15 protein-coding genes and 2 tRNA genes are annotated in these 18075 nt (G+C 71.1%); 10 read left to right on the top strand and 7 right to left on the bottom strand.

What is annotated here, in order from left to right; all coding sequences use genetic code 11:
* Positions 1–15 precede the first annotated feature (15 nt).
* A complete protein-coding gene (locus A6035_RS06095; protein ID WP_108847040.1) occupies positions 16–1110 on the bottom strand; it encodes a type I restriction enzyme HsdR N-terminal domain-containing protein in 1095 nt (364 codons plus the stop codon).
* A gap of 168 nt (positions 1111–1278) precedes the next feature.
* Between A6035_RS06095 and A6035_RS06100 the strand changes: the two genes are divergently transcribed.
* The 3 genes from A6035_RS06100 (at position 1279) to A6035_RS06110 (ending at position 3358) form a co-directional block, all read left to right on the top strand.
* A complete protein-coding gene (locus tag A6035_RS06100) occupies positions 1279–2685 on the top strand; it encodes a carboxylesterase/lipase family protein (protein WP_244192549.1) in 1407 nt (468 codons plus the stop codon).
* A 50-nt stretch (positions 2686–2735) separates the two neighbouring features.
* Positions 2736–2809, top strand: a tRNA-Ile gene (locus A6035_RS06105).
* A gap of 36 nt (positions 2810–2845) precedes the next feature.
* On the top strand, positions 2846–3358 hold the full coding sequence (locus A6035_RS06110; protein ID WP_244192550.1) for a ClbS/DfsB family four-helix bundle protein: 513 nt from the start codon (positions 2846–2848) through the stop codon (positions 3356–3358).
* 14 nt (positions 3359–3372) lie between these two features.
* Here the strand turns inward: A6035_RS06110 and A6035_RS06115 are convergent, their stop codons facing one another.
* Complete coding sequence (locus tag A6035_RS06115; RefSeq protein ID WP_244192551.1) at positions 3373–4482, bottom strand: alpha/beta hydrolase; 1110 nt, start codon at positions 4480–4482, stop codon at positions 3373–3375.
* Positions 4483–4541: 59 nt separating this feature from the next.
* On the opposite strand from A6035_RS06115, the gene A6035_RS06120 reads away from it, so the two are divergent.
* The 4 genes from A6035_RS06120 (at position 4542) to A6035_RS06135 (ending at position 8836) form a co-directional block, all read left to right on the top strand.
* Complete coding sequence (locus tag A6035_RS06120; RefSeq protein WP_167400714.1) at positions 4542–5456, top strand: ABC transporter ATP-binding protein; 915 nt, start codon at positions 4542–4544, stop codon at positions 5454–5456.
* Entirely contained in the window at positions 5456–7051 is a 1596-nt protein-coding gene (locus tag A6035_RS06125) for an ABC transporter permease (RefSeq protein ID WP_108847044.1), read from the top strand. Before A6035_RS06120 ends, A6035_RS06125 begins: the two co-directional genes overlap by 1 nt.
* A gap of 169 nt (positions 7052–7220) precedes the next feature.
* Positions 7221–8066: a serine hydrolase domain-containing protein gene (locus tag A6035_RS06130; RefSeq protein ID WP_108847045.1), complete on the top strand. Its 846-nt coding sequence runs from the start codon at positions 7221–7223 to the stop codon at positions 8064–8066.
* Positions 8067–8326: 260 nt separating this feature from the next.
* Positions 8327–8836: a DUF3145 domain-containing protein gene (locus A6035_RS06135; protein ID WP_043567216.1), complete on the top strand. Its 510-nt coding sequence runs from the start codon at positions 8327–8329 to the stop codon at positions 8834–8836.
* 97 nt (positions 8837–8933) lie between these two features.
* Here the strand turns inward: A6035_RS06135 and A6035_RS06140 are convergent, their stop codons facing one another.
* The 5 genes from A6035_RS06140 to aceE form a co-directional block, all read right to left on the bottom strand.
* Positions 8934–10370: an acyl-CoA carboxylase subunit beta gene (locus A6035_RS06140; RefSeq protein ID WP_108847046.1), complete on the bottom strand. Its 1437-nt coding sequence runs from the start codon at positions 10368–10370 to the stop codon at positions 8934–8936.
* A 259-nt stretch (positions 10371–10629) separates the two neighbouring features.
* The gene (gene acpM, locus A6035_RS06145; protein WP_007629089.1) at positions 10630–10881 is read right to left on the bottom strand and encodes a meromycolate extension acyl carrier protein AcpM; all 252 of its coding nucleotides are present in this window, start codon (positions 10879–10881) and stop codon (positions 10630–10632) included.
* A gap of 109 nt (positions 10882–10990) precedes the next feature.
* Positions 10991–11917, bottom strand: coding sequence for an ACP S-malonyltransferase (locus A6035_RS06150; protein ID WP_108847047.1), 927 nt, complete (start codon positions 11915–11917; stop codon positions 10991–10993).
* Positions 11918–12072: 155 nt separating this feature from the next.
* Positions 12073–13326 (bottom strand): PucR family transcriptional regulator, encoded by a 1254-nt coding sequence (locus tag A6035_RS06155; RefSeq protein ID WP_108847048.1) that lies wholly within the window; start codon positions 13324–13326, stop codon positions 12073–12075.
* Positions 13323–16118 (bottom strand): pyruvate dehydrogenase (acetyl-transferring), homodimeric type, encoded by a 2796-nt coding sequence (gene aceE, locus A6035_RS06160; RefSeq protein ID WP_108847049.1) that lies wholly within the window; start codon positions 16116–16118, stop codon positions 13323–13325. The genes A6035_RS06155 and aceE overlap by 4 nt, the downstream gene beginning before the upstream one ends.
* Before the next feature lie 306 nt (positions 16119–16424).
* On the opposite strand from aceE, the gene A6035_RS06165 reads away from it, so the two are divergent.
* From A6035_RS06165 to A6035_RS06175, 3 genes are all read left to right on the top strand, one after another.
* Positions 16425–16859 carry a DUF3052 domain-containing protein gene (locus A6035_RS06165; RefSeq protein ID WP_007628241.1) on the top strand — a complete coding sequence of 145 codons (435 nt, stop codon included), beginning with the start codon at positions 16425–16427 and terminating at the stop codon, positions 16857–16859.
* Positions 16860–16956: 97 nt separating this feature from the next.
* Positions 16957–17029: transfer RNA gene (locus A6035_RS06170), tRNA-Val, on the top strand.
* Between the two features lie 4 nt (positions 17030–17033).
* Positions 17034–18071: a CobD/CbiB family cobalamin biosynthesis protein gene (locus A6035_RS06175; RefSeq protein ID WP_108847050.1), complete on the top strand. Its 1038-nt coding sequence runs from the start codon at positions 17034–17036 to the stop codon at positions 18069–18071.
* Positions 18072–18075 lie beyond the last annotated feature (4 nt).

Raw genomic sequence — 18075 nt, forward strand, 5'->3', positions numbered from 1 at the left:
GCGCGGTGCGCGGATCTACTCCTCCTCCATCGCGGAAATCCGGGCCAGAATGGCATCGGCGTGGTCGTAGATCTCGTCGAGAGTGCTGATGGGGATCAGGACTTCCTGACGGTCCGCATCGAAGACGCCGATCTTCCAGTTGGAGGAATTGAACCGCAATCTGGCGATCGGCTTCCGGTTATTGTCGTCGAACAGGATGGCGCAGTAGGTCTTCGCGTCGCGCATGGTCACTCTCGAGGCGGGGACCCGTTGCCGGGCTATCGCTCTGATGATCTGATAGGCCTCGGTCTCTTCCGGCGTGGTGGTGATGCCATCGTCCGACGAGTCCGTCGCCGCGTTCTCCGCGTCGACAGGGGCTGTGGGCGCTGCGACATCCGCCGTGACCTCCTCGTCGAGGTCTTGCGCGGTACGCAATCGGCGGTTCGCCTCGTCACGGACGAACTGTGTCCCAGCGGTTCCGACTATGTCGCGGAAAAACTCTAGGACCTGCGCGGTCAACCGCTTCGCCGTCACTCGACTGGCGAAGTAGCGAACCCATTCATCCGACGGCTCTTTGAACTCAGCCGCCATCACTTTGCGAACCTCCGCGACGTACTTCAGTTGCTCGGCGGAGGCGACGATGGTCTCGGCGTCGAACTTGCTCTTCGTGCATTTTTCGAGATGGGGAAAGATCCGGGCGTCGATGTCGGTCAGATCCAGTGTCATGAACGGCTTTTCGTCCATCCGGTTCGCCGCGTCGAGCTGGGCGTAGAAGTGGTACACCTCGCCGTTCGTCAGAATCGCGAACTCGGTGTCGGTGACGTTGAAGTACCTCACGAGCTGGGTGGCATGGTCCAGACTCAGCGGGGATCCGACTGTCTTGCATTCGATCAGGAACCGGAAGTCGTCCCCGTCTTTGATCGCGTAGTCGACCTTCTCACCCTTCTTCCGCCCGACATCAGCCACGTACTCAGGGATGACTTCGCGCGGATCGAAGATGTCGTATCCCAGGACGTCCTGGATGAACGGGGCGATGAACGCGGTCTTCGTCGCCTCCTCGGTGGAGATGTGCGTCTTGAGGTCGCGAACCTTCGCGGCGAGGTGGCGGACTGACTCTTCGATAGTCGGCACTGTGTTCTCCCAGCGTCAGGCGTTGTGATAAGGACTAACTTAAGCAGGTGGCTCCGCTGCCGACGGCCATTCGAGAATTTCGTGCAGCAGCGTTCAGCGCTCCGCATTGCTGTCCTGTTCTACTGCTGCCTCTGCTGGGTCCCCGGGCCCGGTCGCTACTCTGACGCCATGAGTCGTCCCGGAGCAGGAAGCGCCGTCGAGGTCACCGTGTCCACCGGCCGTGTGCGCGGGACCGACCTGGGGGACGTGGTCCGCTTCTACGGCATCCCGTATGCCGAGGACCCGGTCGGCGATCTGCGGTTCGCGGCGCCCGTCAGGCGGAGTTCATGGCCCGGGGTCCGCGACGCCACGCGTCCGGCGGCCACCGCGCAGCGCCTGCGCTTCGACCCGGATCCGGCGATCCCCGAGCCGATCGTCGCGGGCACGGACATTCTGCACGTCGACGTGTGGGCGCCTCCCGAGGGTGCCGGGCATCCGGTCCTGGTGTGGATCCACGGCGGCGGGTGGGAGTCGGGGTCGTCGCATCAGCCGTGGTTCGACGGAACCGCGTTCGCCCGTGCGGGCATCGTCGTGGTGTCCGTGGGTTACCGGCTGGGCGTCGAGGGCTTCACCTCGTTCCCCGACGCCCCGGACAACCGTGGGGTGCGCGACTGGATCATGGCGCTGGAGTGGGTCCGCGACGAGATCGCGGCCTTCGGCGGTGACCCCGGGCAGGTCACCGTGTCGGGCCAGTCGGCGGGCGGCGGCGCCGTGCTGTGCCTGCTGGCCTCGCCGCCGGCGGCCGGGCTGTTCCACCGCGGGATCGCCTCCTCGCCCGCGGTGCTGCGGTCTCCGGCCGCGCAGGCCCCCAAGGGCGCGACGGCCGCCGAGTTGGCGGCGGGCGGTCGGGGCGCGGTCGACGAGTTCCACCGCCGCCTCCGCAGGGACAACCCGTTTCTCATGCCGTTCCGGCCGACCATCGGCAACGAGACGGTCCCCGTGCCGCCGCTCGAGGGGATCGGGGAGGGGCCGGGGCTCGGGGTGCCGTTGCTCATCGGTTCCACGGCCACCGAGTTCGAGGGACTCGTCCGCGCGCTCCCGGGCCCCGCGCTGGTGCCGGGCGCTGCGATGATCCTGCGGTCGCAGGAGCTGCCCACCACGGGCCTGCGGGCATTGGCCCGTCAGTCGTCGGGGCGGTCGCTGCGTCGAGCGGTGGGGGCGGTCGTCGACGCGGCGACCATCCACTCGACCGTCGTGCGGGCCGCCGAGACCCGCATCGCGGCCGGCGGCCCGACGTGGGTGTACGACTTCCGGTGGGCGGCGGGCCGCGGCGCGGTGCACTGCGCGGACCTGCCCTTCTTCTGGTCCGTCCCCGAGGCCGCGAACGTGCGCGCGTACCTGGACGCGCCCGCTCCGCCGGACCTGGTCGCGGCGATGCACGGCTCGTGGGTGAGCTTCGTGCGCTCCGGCGACCCCGGCTCGCCGGCCTACGAGGCACCCGCGCGGCGGGTGCAGGTGTGGGACGAGCCGCCCGCGGTCGTGGACGACGGCCTGGCCGACGTCCGTGAGGTCTGGTGGCCGGACGGCGCGACCTGACGCCTTGCTACGATTGCGCCGCGCGTGTGGGCGAGACGCCCGTCACGCGAGGGGCTATAGCTCAGTTGGTTAGAGCCGCGGACTCATAATCCGCTGGTCGCGGGTTCGAGCCCCGCTGGCCCCACTCCGGATGACCGTGTCGGTGCCGGCGGAGAGGTCGATGGTGGCGATTCCACGCGGCAGGGACGAGCTGCTGGGAGCACTCGCGGAGTCGTACGACAGGCTCGCCGCCGACCTGGCGAGGGTTCCGGCCTCGCGCGCCCGTGAGGCCTCGCTGCCGGGGCATAGGGCCGGGGCCCGGATGAGCCCGGCTGATCTGGTCGCCTATCTCGTCGGCTGGAGCGAGTTGGTCCTGTCGTGGCACGCCGATCGCCGGGCGGGGATCGAGCCGGATCTCCCCGCGCAGGGCTACTCGTGGAACGAGCTGGGCGAGCTGGCGCAGAAGTTCTACGCCGACCACGCCGAGGACTCCTGGCCGGACCTGCTAGGCGGGTTCGCGGCGGCGAAGGACCACATCGTCGCGCTCGTCGACGGTCTGGACGACACGGAACTGTACGGCGCGCCGTGGTACCGGACGTACACCGCGGGTCGGATGATCCAGCTGAACACGGTGTCACCCTGGCGCAACGCACGCGGGCGGCTGCGCGCGTGGCTCCGCGAGAACGACCTCTAGGTGACGGCCCGGCGTCAGTAGGCCAACGCCATCCGCATCGCGCCCACCGCCTCCGACAACGCGGCCTTGGCGAGCGGGGTCGCGCCCACCGCGTTGACGAACGGGTGGACCAGCGTGGGATGCCGCCGCAGCGACACCTTCACCCCGGCGTCGGCCATCCTGCGGGCGTACGCCTCGCCCTCGTCGCGCAGCGGGTCGAACCCGCCCGTGGCGACGTGCGCCGGCGGCAGCCCCGAGAAGTCCGTGGCCAGCAGGGGAGACGCGCGGGGATCGAGGCGGTCGTCGTCCGAGCGGATGTAGGTGCGCTCGTACCAGTCCATGTTGCCGCGGGTGAGGAAGTACCCGTCGCCGAACAGCTCGTAGGAGCGCGTCCGGGCGGACATGTTCGTCGCCGGGACGAACAGCAGTTGGAAGTCCGGGGTCTTCTCGCCCGCGTCGCGGGTCTGCTGGCACACCACCGCGGCGAGGTTGCCGCCGGCGCTGTCGCCGCCCACCGCGATGCGCTGCGGGTCCACTCCGAGTTCGGCGGCGTGGTCGCGGACGTACCGGAACGCGGCCAGGGCGTCCTCGGCGGCGGTGGGGAAGAGGAACTCCGGCGCCATCCGGTAGTCCACGCTGATGACCTTGAGGCGGCCGGTGTCGGCGATGTAGCGGCACGTCGCGTCGTGCGAGTCGATGCTGCCGAGCACCCACCCGCCGCCGTGGAAGTACACGAGGACCGGCAGCGCCTCGTCACCGTCGACGGGCGAGTACAGGCGTGCGGGCAGGTCGGCGCGGTCGGGATCGGCACCGCCGAGCGGGAGGACGATGTCGGTGACGACGGCGAGGTCGATCTTCCTCCCCGAGACGGTGTAGGCCGACCGCTCGACGACGGAGCGCGCCCGCTCGAGGGTGAGGTCCTGGTATTCCCCCTCGGACATGAGCGAGATGACCCGGAGCCCGGCCTGGAAATGCGGGTCGAGGACCTGCCCGTCGACGCGCCGGGGGGCACCCGCCACGGGGCGCAGCAGGGGACCGGGCAGGTATCCGGCGGCGGTCATGACGGCCTTGGTCAGGCGGTCGCGGAGCGACGGCGTGTAGGCGCGGTGGCCGGACATTCCAGTTCGTGACAGTGCGGAGCGCATGGCCACATTGTGACGTGGAACGCGGGATGATCTTCAGTAATCGGGCGAAGGAGCTGGTCATGCGTTCAGAAGACGACGGGGTCATCCGGGTCGAGGGGCTGGTCAAGACGTTCGGGGGCGTGCGGGCCCTCGACGGGTTGGACCTCGAAGTCCGGCGCGGCGAGATCCACGGATTTCTGGGGCCCAACGGCGCCGGTAAGTCCACCACCATCCGCGTCCTGCTGGGGCTCGTGCGCGCCGACTCCGGCACCGCGACCGTGTTCGGCGCCGACCCGTGGCGCGACGCCGTCCGGCTGCGCTCGCGGGTCGCCTACGTCCCCGGCGAGGTCACGCTGTGGCCGCGGCTCACGGGCGGCCAGTGCATCGACCTGGTGGGCCGGTCGCTGGGAGGTCTCGAGCCGGCCCGGCGCGACGAGCTCGTCGAGCGGTTCCGCCTCGACCCCACCAAGCGCAGCCGCGACTACTCGAAGGGCAACCGGCAGAAGGTCTCGCTCATCGCCGCGCTGGCCTCCGGCGCCGACCTGCTCGTGCTGGACGAACCCACCTCGGGCCTGGACCCGCTCATGGAGCGCGTCTTCCAGGACTGCGTCCGCGAGGCCGTCGACGCGGGGGCGACCGTGCTGCTGTCCAGCCACATCATGGGGGAGGTCGAATCGCTCGCCGACCGCGTGAGCATCATCCGCGACGGCCGGACCGTCAGTTCCGGCACACTGGCCGATCTGCGGCGCCACACCACCACCGAGGTCCACGCCGTCACCGACACCGACCCGCGGGCGCTCGAGCGCGTGAGCGGCGTCGACGACCTGCGGATCGGCGACGCCGACGACGGCCGGTACGACGTCCGCTGCCACGTCCCGGCGCCCGCGCTCGGGGAGGTCGCCGGCATCCTCCACGCCGCCGGCGTCCACACCCTCACCGCCACCCCGCCCAGCCTCGACGACCTGTTCCTCAGCGCCTACTCCGGAGCCCGGTGATGAGCGCACCCCTCGTCGGCGCACCCCTGGCCGGTACGGCTCTGCTCGCCCGCATCGCGCTCCGGACCGGCTGGCCGGCGATGGTCGCGTGGGTCGCCGGGGCCGTCGCCCTGTTCCTCGCCACCGGACTGTCCATCGCCACGCTCTACGACACCCCGGAGGAGCTCGCCGCGTACAGCGCCTCCGTCGGCGAGTCGATGGTCATGCTCACCGGGCGGGTCGCCGGCCTCGACACCACGGGCGGCGTGGTGATGAACGAGTACTCGTTCCTCGTCGGCTTCGGGGTCCCGCTCATGGCGATCGCCCTGACCGCGCGCTCCACCCGGCGGGAAGAGGAGTCCGGACGACCCGAACTACTCGTGGCGGGCGGGGTCGGCCGGCTCGCCCCGGCGGCGGCGGCCCTCGTCGTCGTCGCCGGGGTCTTCCTCGCACTGGGCGCCGGCCTCTGGGTCGCGACACTGGCGCTCGACGTGGACCGCGGCGGCGCGGCGCTGTACGTGGCCTCGATCGTCGCCACCGGCTGGGTCTACGTCTCGGCCACCGCCGTCCTCGCCCAGGTCCTCGCGCACCACCGCACCGTCTGGACGGCCTCGCTCTCGGTGGCCGGACTGACCCTCGTCACGCGCGGCATCGGCGACGCAGAGGAGAACTGGCTGAGCTGGGCGTCCCCGCTCGGCTGGCACGGTCTCACCCGGCCGTTCGGCGAGCCGGCCCCGCTCCCGCTCGCGGTGTCGCTCGCGACCGCCGCCGCGCTGGCCGCCCTCGCGCTGTGGCTCGCGGCCCGCCGCGACCTCGGCTCGGGCATGGTGCCCGCCCGCACGGGACCCGCCACCGCGTCGCGGTGGCGCACCTCCCACGCCGGGGCCGCTCTCCACCAGCACCTCGGCGCGCTCACCGGCTGGACGGTCGGCGTGGTCGCGCTCATGGCCGTCTACGGCGCCCTCATGGACGTCACGGTGGAGGCCATCGTCGCCAATCCGGACCTGGCCGTCTTCCTGGGCGACCCGGATGCCCTGGTCGACACGATCGTGCAGATGCTCGTCGCGTTCGCGGGGTTCCTCGGCGCCGGGTTCGCGCTGCAGACCCTCGGCGGGCTGCGCGGCGAGGAGACCTCGGGTCGACTCGAGCTCATGCTCGCCGCCGGGCGGTCGCGGTGGTCCTGGCTGGCCGGGCACGCGGCGGTCGTGGCGGCCGGCACCGCGGTGGTCGTGCTCGCCGGCGCGGCCGCGTTCGCCGTGTCCGCGGCAGCGGTGCTCGACGACCCGGAACTGGCGGGCCGGATCCTCGGCGCGGGAGCGTGGCAGCTCCCCGCCGCGCTGCTGTTCGTCGGGGTCTCCGTCTGCCTGTTCGGCGCGGCCCCGCGACTGCAGGTCCTGGCCTGGGCTCCGTTCGCCCTCGCCGTCGTCGTCACCCTCATGGGCCCGACGCTCCGACTCACCGAGGCGCAGATGCGCCTGTCGCCGTTCGGCGCGGTGGGCACCGCCCCCACCGGCCCCGTCGACACCGCGGGCGTGATCGTCCTGCTCGTGGCCGACGCCCTGCTGGTCGCCGTGGGGCTCGCCGCGTTCCGGCGCCGGGACGTGCCCCGGCCCTGACCGCCGCGCGCCTTCGCGGGGACGGCCCGCCTCGGGGGCCAGTCCGCCTCGGGGACGGCCCGCCTCGGGGGCCGGTCCGCCCGCCTCCCCGCGGCGTCCACGCCGACCTGACAGACTGACGGGCACTGTCGGCGGCGCCGCCGGCCGGACGCGAACCAGGGAGGAACCGATGTCGGACCAGGTCGATCGAGACGCGCTCGCCGCCGCGCTGGCGGTGGTCGCGGACTGGCCGGTGGACACCGTCTCGGCCGCTGTCGTCGGATCCGACGGCGCGCTCGCCACGCACGGCGACGACAGCCGCGTCTACCGCCTCGCCTCCGTGACCAAGCCGCTCGTCGCCACGGCCGCCCTGTTGGCGGTCGAGGAGGAGGCGATCGGCCTCGAGGATCCCGCCGGGCCCGAGGGCTCCACCGTGCGGCACCTGCTCGCGCACGCCTCCGGCCTCGACTTCGCCGACCGGGACGAGGTCCGCGCCGAACCGGGCCGGCGACGCATCTACTCGTCCGCCGGGTTCGAGGTGTTGGCCGACCACATCGCCGACTCCACCGGGATCGATTTCCCCGAATACCTCCACGAGGCCGTGTGCCGGCCGCTCGGAATGGCTTCCACCGCCCTCGAGGGCTCCGCCGGGCACGGTGCCTCCGCCAGCCTCGCCGACCTCGTGGCTTTCGCGCGCGAACTCGTCGCGCCGCGGCTGCTGGCCGCCGAGACCCTGGCCGAGGCCGTGACCGAGCAGTTCCCCGGGCTCGACGGGATCGTGCCCGGGTACGGGACGCAGAAGCCGTGTCCGTGGGGCCTGGGGTACGAGTTGCGTGGCGACAAGGACCCGCACTGGACCGGTTCGCGGAACTCGGCCGGGACGTTCGGCCACTTCGGCCAGTCGGGGACGCTGCTGTGGGTCGACCCCGCGCTGTCCGCGGCGTTGGTCGTGCTCACCGACCGCGACTTCGGCGACTGGGCCAAGCCGCTGTGGCCGGAGCTGTCCGACGGCGTCGTGGCGGCGCTCGGGCAGTAGCCGCGCAGCCGTCGGTGCCCGGGTCCGGCCCGGGCTGATCGATGAGCCGCCCGGTGGGCTGGCCGACGCGCCGACACGCCGAGGCGGCGCCCGGCGCCGGAATCACGGTGCTGTAACTTTGCTGAGAGTCCAGAAGTGTCACTGGTGTAATCCGATCACTTCGGGCACAGTAGAAACCAACAACAACACAAGCCACATCATTCACACGATTTCGTGAGGTCGTTGGGGAAGACGTCCCTCAGTGAGTCGGGAGTGAAGTGATGTCTGACCATAACCATTTCGCGGATACGACGACCGGCGTGGTGTTCATCCATGCCGCGCCGACCGCGTTGTGTCCTCACGTCGAGTGGGCTCTGGCGAGCACGCTCGACGCCAACTCGGCCATGCGCTGGGAAGACCAGCCGGCCCAGCCGGGCGCTCGCAAGGCGATCGTCGACTGGATCGGCCCGGTCGGCACCGGCGCACGGCTGGCTGAGTCGTTGGCCAAGTGGTCGATGCTGTCCTTCGAGGTGACGGAGGACCCGAGCGACCTCGTCGACGGCGAACGCTTCTCGCACACGCCCGAGCTCGGCATGTGGCGGGGCCAGACCGGCGCGAGCGGTGACGTCGTCATCAGCGAAAACCGGCTGCGCCACCTCATGAAGGCCGGCCCCGCCGCCTTCCACGCCGCCGTCGAGGCGGAGCTCGGCACCCCGTGGGACCGCGCGCTCGAGCCGCTGCGCGGCCACCCGGCCGCCTCCGAGGTCACCTGGCTCTCGCGCGTAGGCTGAGCCGCCGCGCCTCCCGCACTCACGACAGAAGGCGCCCGCTCCCGGATCTCCCGGGGCGGGCGCCTTCTCGTGCGTGGGTCTGACCCGACGGGTCAGGTCACAGCGGGATGTTCTTGTGCCGACCGCGGGTGTGGGCAGCGGCGTCCAGGGCCTCGGCGAGACGACGACGGGTGTCGGTCGGCTCGATGACCTCGTCGACCACCCCGATCGACACGGCGCGGCCGACACCGCCGGCGATCGCCGCGTGCTCCTCGGCCAGCCGCTCGTGCAGGGCCTCACGCTCGTCCTCCGGCGCGGCCGCGAGGGTGCGCTTGTGGAGGATGCCGACGGCCGCCTTCGCGCCCATGACCGCCACCTCGGCGTCCGGCCACGCGAACACGGCGGAGGCACCGAGAGCGCGGGAGTTCATGGCGATGTAGGCGCCGCCGTAGATCTTGCGCGTGACGAGCGTGACGCGGGCGACCGACGCCTCGGCGAACGCGTGCAGGAGCTTGGCGCCGCGGCGCACCACGCCGTCCCACTCCTGCGAGACGCCGGGCAGGTACCCTGGCACGTCCACGATCACGACCAGCGGCACGCCGAAGGCGTTGCAGAGCCGGACGAATCGGGAGGCCTTCTCCGCGGACTCGGAGTTGAGGCACCCGCCCAACCGCAGCGGGTTGTTGGCGATCACGCCGACGGTGCGGCCGGCGATCCGCCCGAAGCCCACGACGATGCTGGGCGCCCACTTGGACTGCAGCTCCTCGAACGTGGTGTTGCCGTCCAGTTCGGAGGAGTCGAGCAGGCCGTGGACGAGCGGGCGGACGTCGTACGCGCGCTTGGGCGACTCCGGCAGCAGCCCGGCGAGGTCCGTGTGGTCGCCCTCGAGGAGGCGCTGATCGAACTCGCCCTGCGCGGTCAGGAGGGTGACCAGACGGCGAGCCCGGTTCAGGGCGTCGCGCTCGTCATCGGCGGCGATGTGGCACACACCCGACTTGCGGTGGTGCACGTCCTGGCCGCCCAAACCCTCCATGTCGACCTGCTCGCCGGTCACCGAGCGGACCACGTCGGGCCCGGTGACGAAGATCTTGCCAGCCGGCGCCATGATGACGACGTCGGTGAGGGCGGGGCCGTAGGCGGCGCCACCGGCGGCGGGCCCGAGTACGACGGAGATCTGGGGGACCAGACCCGATGCGCGGACCATGGCCTCGAAGACGGTGCCCACGGCGTGCAGGGCCTCGACACCCTCCGCGAGGCGGGCGCCTCCCGAGTGCCAGACGCCCACGATGGGCAGCTCCTCGTCGATCGCGACGTCGATCGCGCGGACGATGTGCCGGCACCCGTCCAGGCCCATGGCGCCGCCCATGACGGTGGCGTCCGTGGCGTAGGCGATGGTGGGCACACCGTCGATCAGGCCGCGTGCGGCGAGGGCTCCCGACGCGTCGGGTTCGGTGATGAACTCCAGCGAGGCGGGATCGAAGAGGTTCTCGAGCCGGACGACGGGGTCGCGCGGATCGATCTGGGTGTTCTGGTCAACAGCGCTGGTGATGGTCATGAGTGCAGTCCTTTCCTTGGTGCACGTCCCGGGGAGGGAGCATGCACCTGTGACGGACCCCCGGACTGGCTTGTGGGCGGACGTTGACCGGAAGCGGGACCCCCGTCCCGCTTCCGGACCTCGTGCCCGGTGCCCCGCGCTGGGCGGGGCGATCTGTGAAGTGCCCTGCTCGCGGGGCGGGGACGCGGGCTCGACATGGTGCACCGACCGCACCTTCGGCCCTGAACGCGTCCCCGCCCCCGACGTGCGGGGCGGGAAATCAGCTCTGGTCGATCTTCTGAATGTAGTCGACCGCATCCTGCACGGTACGCAACTTGGCGAGGTCCTCGTCGGGGATCTCCACTCCGTAGCGGTCCTCGGTCTGCACGGCGATCTCCACCATGGAGAGCGAATCGATGTCGAGGTCGTCGACGAAGGACTTCTCGGGAGTCACCTCGGACGGCTCGATCCCGGTGACCTCCTCGACGATTTCCGCGAGTCCTGCGATGATCTCGGCCTCGGTGCGTGCCATGTGGTGGTGTCCTTTCTGATGGGTGATGTCGAGCCCGACGGGCGCGACGGACGTTTTTCGTATCCGATCATCGACGACGGCCGATGAGCGGGGGGTGGTCGGGGGAGCCTCAGGCTCCGCTGAGTGCGGGGACCGTCTCGAGAGCGGTCTCGATGTCCTCGGGGACGGTCACGCCGTGGCGGGCGACGTCACGCATCGAGCGCTTCGCCAGTCCGACCAGGGCGCCCGAGGGCGGGAGCTCGACGAACGCGTCGACGCCCAGCTTGAGCATGGTCTGCGTGCACAGGTCCCAGCGCACGGGATGGGTGATCTGCGAGACGACCCGGTCGAGGGCGTCGCGCCCCGAGGCGACGGCCACGCCGTCGGCGTTGGACAGCAGCGTCAGCTCGGGATCGTTCACCTCGATCGTGTCGGCCAGCGCGCGGAACTCGTCGACGGCGGAGTCCATGTGATTCGTGTGGAACGCGCCGGCGACCTCGAGTCGCCGCAGGCGCGCCCGGGTGGGCGGGTTCTTCTCGAGCGCGTCGCAGGCCTCGAGCGGTCCCGCGGCGACGATCTGTCCCGCGCCGTTCCGGTTCGCCGGCGCGAGCCCGGCGTTGTCAAGGGCCAGCAGCACGTCGGCCTCGACCCCGCCGAGAACCGCGATCATTCCGGTCGGTCGCTCCGCGCACGCCCGTGACATCGCGGCCCCGCGCACCGACGCGAGGCGCAGGGCGTCCGCCTCTGAGACAACGCCGGCGATCGCCAGCGCCGCGATCTCGCCGATCGAGTGGCCCGCGACGAGCGTGTCGGAGGGGACCTGACCGCGTCGGCGCAACTCCGCGGCACCGAGGAGGGCGGAGGCCACGACGAGCGGCTGGGTCACCGCGGTGTCGGTGATCTCCTGCAGGGTCGCCGTGGTGCCGAGGCGTTCGAGATCCAGTCCGCTCGACGCGGACCAGTCGGCGAGACGGTCGGAGGCGCCGGGCAACTCGAGCCAGGGCGCGAGCATCCCGGCCTTCTGTGACCCTTGTCCAGGGGCGGTTAGGCAAAGCACGGGTATCAGACAACACGGCCGGGCCCCGTTCAGATGATGTTCCCGAAGCCAGAAACCAGGCCCGGATTTTGTGGGGTTTCTACAAATTGCGAGCTGGCCGCCCGTCCATCTCCGGGAGGAGGAGATTCGTTACAGGTTGTGACGCGAGTGAATATTTAGCCCTCTTGAGTAGTTCGCTCGGCAAACTTTCCGAGGACGAGCGCGATTCTCAGCACGAACGCGTCCCGCGCGGTGAGGGGGTCGAATTTAGTGATTTGACTCACTCTCTTCAAGCGGTACCTGACGGTATTGGGATGGACGTACAACTCGCGGGCGCACTTCTCCACGTGCCCGCCGGAATCGAGATAGGCCCGCAGGGTGTCCTCGACGGAGGCGTCCGCACCCCGCAGGGGTGTGACGATCCGGTCGACCAACATCGCCGCCGCGCCGCGGTCGCCCCCGAGGACGCGCTCGGGTAGGAGGTCGATCGCCGCGACGGGCCGAGGCGCGCCGGGCCAGCCGCTCACCGCCGCCGCCCCGGACAGCGCCTCCGCCGCGCTGTCCGGGGCCTCGACCAGAGAGCCCACGGTGTGACCGTGGACGACGGGGGCGTCCGAGGAGAAGGCGTCGAGGACGGCGGGTGGGATCGACGCGGAGGACTCCAGCTCTCCCGAGAGGATGACGACGAGGCGGGCTCCCTGGACCACGGCCAGCGCGTGCCGATCGGACGAGACGGCGGCCCTGTGGACGGCGGGCACCGAGGCGAGACCCAGGTCCTCCCTCGGGGTCCCGATGATGACCGTGGCCGCGGTCGTCGGGTCCCAGTTCAGTGCGGAGGCACCGGAGATGAGGTCCGCGTGCCGGTCCCCGCGGACCACGGCGTCGACGATCATCGCCTCCATGCGCGTGTCCCACGCGCCGCGGTTCTCCGCCGCCGCGGCGTACACCGAGGCCGCGGTGAACCCCAGCTCGCGGCCGAACTTCAGAACCGCCGCGATCATCAGACCGCGCTGTCGTTCGTTGTGGGTGATCCGGGGCATCACCAGCTCGAAGTACTCGAGAGTCGAGCGCACGAGCTGCACCGTCTGCTGCAGGGTGAGTCCCTGGCCGACGCCCTTGGGCAGCAGCTTGAAGCCGGCGATGGTGTCGGTGTGCGGTGCCTCGGGGTTGCGCACCCAGGTGACGAAGTCACGGACCGCGCTCTGGATGATCAGCTGGATCTCCGCCCGCTGGTCCGCCGACAGCTCGGCGAAGAACGGCAGTTCCTGCTCCAGTGCGCGGACCGCCTCGGTGGACAGGGTCCCCGAGTACCGCGTGATGCGCTTGAGGAGGGCGTCGGAGACCGGCCTGTCGTCCGGCGGCGTGGACGACCGCCGCCGGACGCGCTCCGGCTCGCTCTCCCCGGTGACGGGGTCGGACGTCTCGGTCACGCCACTCCGGGATCCGTCGTCGGCTCGGGGGCGGCCATGACGTCGTCGATCCGGTACTGCCGCGCGGCCTCGAGGAGGGTGACCTTCTCGATGGCGCCCTCGCGGACGAGCCCCGCCAGCACGGCGACGACGATCGACTCGGCGTCGGTGTTGAAGAAGCGACGCGCCGCCGGCCGGGTGTCGGAGAACCCGAACCCGTCGCAGCCGAGGACCGTGAAGTCACCGGGGACCCAGGCGCGGATCTGGTCCGGCACGGCCTTCTGAAAGTCGCTCACCGCGACCTTGGGCCCCTCGGCCTCGGCCAGCGCCGCCGCGACGAACGGGGTGCGCGGCTGCTGGTCGGGGTGGCGCAGGGCGTGGCGCTCACACTCGAATCCGTCGCGGGCCAGCTCGGTCCAGGAGGTCGCGGACCACAGATCGGCCGCGACGTCCCAGTCCTCGGCGAGGATCCGCTGTGCGTCGACCGCCGCGTACATGGCCACGCCGGAGGCGAGGATGGCGGCCTTGTGAGTGCCGGACTCGGCGGCACGGAACCGGTACAGGCCCCGCAGCAGCGCGTCGGCGTCCAGGTCATCCGGCTCGGCCGGCTGCGGAACGGGCTCGTTGTACAGGGTGATGTAGTACGAGACGTTGCGGTCGATGCCGTCGGTCTCCGTCTCGTGGGCGGAACCCGGCCCGTACATCCGCTCGACGCCGGCGCGCATGATGTGCGCGACCTCGTAGGCCCAGGCGGGGTCGTAGGAGATGATGCCCGGGTTGGTCGCCGCCAGCAGCGGGGAGTGTCCGTCCATGTGCTGCAGGCCCTCGCCGGTGAGGGTCGTGCGGCCGGCGGTGGCGCCGAGCAGGAAGCCCCGTGCGAGTTGGTCGGCGGCGGCCCAGATGCCGTCGCCGGTGCGCTGGAAGCCGAACATCGAATAGAAGATGTAGAGCGGGATCATCGGCTCGCCGTGGCTGGCGTACGCGGTTCCCGCGGCCGTGAACTCGGCGACCGAGCCGGCCTCGCTGATGCCCTCGTGCAGGATCTGGCCGTTCTTGGCCTCCTTGTAGCTCAGCATGAGCTCGTGGTCGACCGAGGTGTAGTTCTGGCCGTGTGGGTTGTAGATCTTCAGCGTCGGGAACCACGAGTCCATACCGAAGGTGCGGGCCTCGTCCGGGATGATGGGCACGAAACGGTCACGCAGCGACTCGTCGCGCATGAGCTCCTTGGCCGTACGCACGAGCGCCATCGTCGTGGCCACGGCCTGCTTGCCCGAGCCCTTGCGCAGCGACTTCAGGGCGTCGATGTCGGGAACGTTCACCGGCGTGAAGGTCTGTCGCCGCTCGGGCACGTGGCCGCCCAGGGCGGCACGGCGGTCCAGCATGTACCGGATCTCCGGGGAGTTCGGCCCCGGGTTGTAGTACGGCGGCTGGGTCGGGTCGGCCTCGAGCTCCTCGTCGGTGATGGGGATCTGCTGCTTGTCGCGGAACAGCTTGAGGTCGTCCAGCGTCAGCTTCTTCATCTGGTGGGTCGCGTTGCGCCCCTCGAAGTTCTGACCCAGCCCGAAGCCCTTGATGGTGTGGGCCAGGATCACCGTCGGCTGACCGGTGTGCTCGAGCGCGGCCTTGTACGCGGCATGGATCTTGCGGTAGTCGTGCCCGCCGCGGCGCAGGTCCCAGATCTCCTCGTCCGTCATGTCCTCGACGAGCTTGGCGGTGCGGGGGTCGCGGCCGAAGAAGTGCTCGCGGACGTAGGCGCCGTCGTTGGCCTTGAACGTCTGGTAGTCGCCGTCCGAGACGGAGTTCATCAGCGAGACCAGCGCGCCCTCGGTGTCCTTCTCGAACAGCGCGTCCCACTCACGGCCCCAGACGACCTTGATGACGTTCCAGCCCGCGCCGTTGAAGTAGGACTCGAGCTCCTGGACGATCTGGCCGTTGCCGCGGACGGGCCCGTCGAGTCGCTGGAGGTTGCAGTTGATGACGAAGGTGAGGTTGTCGAGCGCGTCGTTGGCCGCGATCTGCAGCGCGCCGCGCGACTCGACCTCGTCCATCTCACCGTCGCCGAGGAACGCCCAGACGTGCTGCTGGGAGGTGTCCTTGATGCCGCGGTTGTGCAGGTAGCGGTTGAACCGCGCCTGGTAGATGGCGTTGATGGGCCCGAGGCCCATCGAGACCGTCGGGAACTCCCAGAACTCGGGCATCGAGCGGGGATGCGGGTAGGAGGGCAGGGATCGGCCCGGGTGGCTCTTCTCCTGCCGGAAGCCGTCGAGATCGTGTTCGCGGAGCCGGCCCTCGAGGTACGCGCGGGCGTACATGCCGGGGGAGGCGTGGCCCTGGAAGTAGATGTGGTCACCGCCGCCGGGGTGGTCCTTGCCGCGGAAGAAGTGGTTGTATCCCACCTCGTAGAGCGGCGCCGCGCCCGCGTAGGTCGAGATGTGCCCGCCCACGCCGATGCCGGGGCGCTGGGCTCGGTGGACCATGATCGCGGCGTTCCAGCGGATCCACCGGCGGTAGGTCCGCTCCACCGCCTCGTCGCCCGGGAACTCCGGCTCGAGGCTGGTGGGGATCGTGTTGACGTAGTCCGTGGAGGTGAGCGCCGGGAGCGGCACGCGTTGTTTCGAGGCACGTTCGAGCAGCCGCAGCATCAGGTAACGAGCCCTCTCGGGCCCGGCGGCGGCGAGCAGACCGTCGAGCGAATCCATCCACTCCTGGGTCTCCTCGGGATCGGAGTCCGCCAGGTAGGACGCGACGCCCTCGCGGAGGATCGGCACGTTGGTGGGTGCGGAACCGTTCCTGGGGCCTGCGTTCTCGGTCATGCTTCTCGTCCTCACTTCTGTGATTCGTACCCGCGGCGGTCCGGTGGGGCCACCACTCGTCGTGGTACATCGTCGGGCCCGCGCCGCGGTCCACGGGTGTGTGGTGGACCGCGTCGGGCTCGGACCGGGCCACCGTCGGCCCGTCGTTTCCGATTGTGCCCCAAAGCGTGACCCGCGACACCGTCGCGGGATGCCGCGCGCCGGTAAATGGGCGGTAGTCGTTTCCCCGGTGCCTGTCCGCGGGTAGTGTTCCTGGTCAGCGAAAGTCCTCGATGGACTACTCGGAATAGAGGGAGGAACACCACGGTGGTCGCCGCGGCGAACCAGCAGGACGGAGCGGACCAGGTCGCTGGTCAGCTCGATCTGACGGAGGGCATGCTCGTTCAGGAGGTCGGATGGGATTCCGACTGCGACGAGTCGATCAGCGAGGCCGTCGAGGACGCCGTCGGATCGGAGCTGCTGGAGGAGGACACCGACGAGGTGGTCGACGCGGTGCTGCTCTGGTGGAGGGACGGGGACGGAGACCTCGTGGATCGGCTGATGGACGTCGTCACGCCGCTCGCGGACGAGGGGTCCGTGTGGGTCCTCACCCCCAAAACGGGGCGTGACGGGCACGTGGAGCCCGCCGTGATCGCGGAGTCCGCCCAGACTGCGGGGATGCTCCAGACCCGGACGGCGGCCATCGGGGACTGGGTCGGCAGTCGGCTCGCGCTCCGCAAGAACAGCATGCCGCGCAAGTAGGGCAGGGGCCCTCGGGCTCCGCGACGGCCCTGCGGGGAGGCGCGGCCCACGGTGGGATAATCTGAGCCGCGCCGGCGGCCGTGAGGCGCCGGTGCACGCGCGCGTAGCTCAGCGGTTAGAGCTCTGGTCTTACACACCAGCGGTCGGGGGTTCGATTCCCTCCGCGCGCACCCCATGGACACCTCTCGCGCCCGCGCATGCGGCATCGCCCTGGGCTTCCTCGTCGACGCGGCGCTGGCCGACCCGTCGAGGCGGCACCCGGTGGCCGGCTTCGGCGCGGTGGCCTCGCGTCTGGAGGGACTGCTCCACCCGCCCGCTGACACCGGTGAGGCCCACGAGACCGCCGGCGCCCACGACACGACGGCGGGCCGCGTGGCCGTGCGGGCCCGCGGTGTCGTCTTCACCGTCGTGCTCGTCGGCGGGGTGACGGCCGCCGCCCGCGGTCTCGACTCGGCCGTGGCCACCAGGCCCGCCCTGCGTGTGGCGACCACTGCGGCCACCGTGTGGGCCTGCCTCGGCGGAACCTCTCTACTCCGGATCGCACGTCGCCAGGCGGAGTTGCTCGAGCGGTCCGACGTCGAGGGGTCGCGGCGGCTGCTCCCGTGGTTGTGTGGCCGGGTGCCCGGGGCGCTCGACGCCGGCCAGCTCGCACGGGCGGTGGTCGAATCGGTCGCGGAGAACACCTCCGACGCCGCGGTGGCAACCCTGTTCTGGGCCGGTCTCGCGGGCCCCGCCGGGGCGGCGGCCCACCGGGCGGCCAACACGCTCGACGCGATGGTCGGGCACCGCTCACCGCGCTACCTCGACTTCGGCTGGGCGTCGGCTCGTCTCGACGACGTGCTGGGGTGGCCGGCCGCCCGGCTCGCGGGCCTGCTGACGGCGGCCGTCGCCCCTGTCGTGAGCGGGCGGCCCGCGGAGGCGATCCGGATCTGGCGTCGGGACGCGTCGTCCCACCCGAGTCCCAACGCCGGCGTGGCGGAGGCGTCGTGCGCGGGCGCGCTCGGCGTCCGGCTCGGCGGGCCCACCCCGTACCCGTACGGGACGGAGCAGCGGCCCGGTCTCGGTGACGGCCCCGCGCCGCGCCCCGTCGACATCCGCCGGGCCGTCCGGCTCATGCGGGCGGTGCAGATCGGGGCCGCGGTGGCCGCCGTCTGCGCTGCCGCCGCGGGCGTGCCCGGCGCCCGATCCGGGCTCCGCGGGTCAGCCGACTGATCCG

The organism is Dietzia lutea, from assembly GCF_003096075.1.
Taxonomy (GTDB): Bacteria; Actinomycetota; Actinomycetes; order Mycobacteriales; family Mycobacteriaceae; genus Dietzia; species Dietzia lutea.